Origin of the sequence: Vibrio sp. M260112, from assembly GCF_036533775.1 — a bacterium.
Taxonomy (GTDB): Bacteria; Pseudomonadota; Gammaproteobacteria; order Enterobacterales; family Vibrionaceae; genus Vibrio.
Genome location: NZ_JATABH010000176.1, coordinates 1 through 695, shown reverse-complemented (window position 1 = coordinate 695; position 695 = coordinate 1). Strand labels below are relative to the sequence as shown.

1 pseudogene is annotated in these 695 nt (G+C 42.9%); it reads left to right on the top strand.

Annotation, left to right across the window (positions count from 1 at the left end):
- A pseudogene (locus QTN95_RS20905) lies at nucleotides 1–278 on the top strand (S66 family peptidase); the annotation flags it as partial.
- Nucleotides 279–695: the final 417 nt, after the last annotated feature.

Sequence of the window (695 nt, the reverse complement as noted above, 5' to 3'; positions counted from 1 at the left end):
CAGATATTGCCCGAACATTATTAAGCATGAAATTTAGGGGGGTGTTCAAGCATATTAATGGTTTAGTTTTGGGCAGGAATGCTGCCCCTGACCCAAGCAATGAGCAAGCTCTCAAATATCATGAAGCTATAGAAAGTAGCCTAGTGAACATTGGAATCCCTGTCATGTATGATTTAGATATTGGTCACGTTCCACCGAATCTTACGCTTATCAATGGTGCTGTAGCAAAGGTGGAATTAAATGATGAAGTTGGGAAGCTGAGTCAGACACTCATATAATAGATCGCTGACTTAATTGCATAATTAGTAAGTTTTGGTAAATGGGTTTAACTTAGACCGTGCAAGGTTATGTCCACTTTCTTCCATCTCAGGCACTGCGTTCGGCGGTGCCTGATTGCGTTTTGGGATACCAAAAGTTATCCGTATCTGGCTAATTGAGAAAAGCCCCTGAAACACTTTTGTCCAGAAGCGTGCTAGCGGGGCATGAAACACGTAGCTGGCTTTTGTAGCTGGCTTTTTTCCGCCCCTTTATTGGTTCCAGTAAAAAACAAAGTAAGCGCGTCATAAACCCCGCATTCTAATCGTCTAGCCCGAATAATAAGATCAAATCTCCAACCCAAAGGAGATTTGAAATGGCCAAACGACGCACTAACCAAGAATGGCGAACCCTGTTTGAACACTATGAATCTAGCCAGC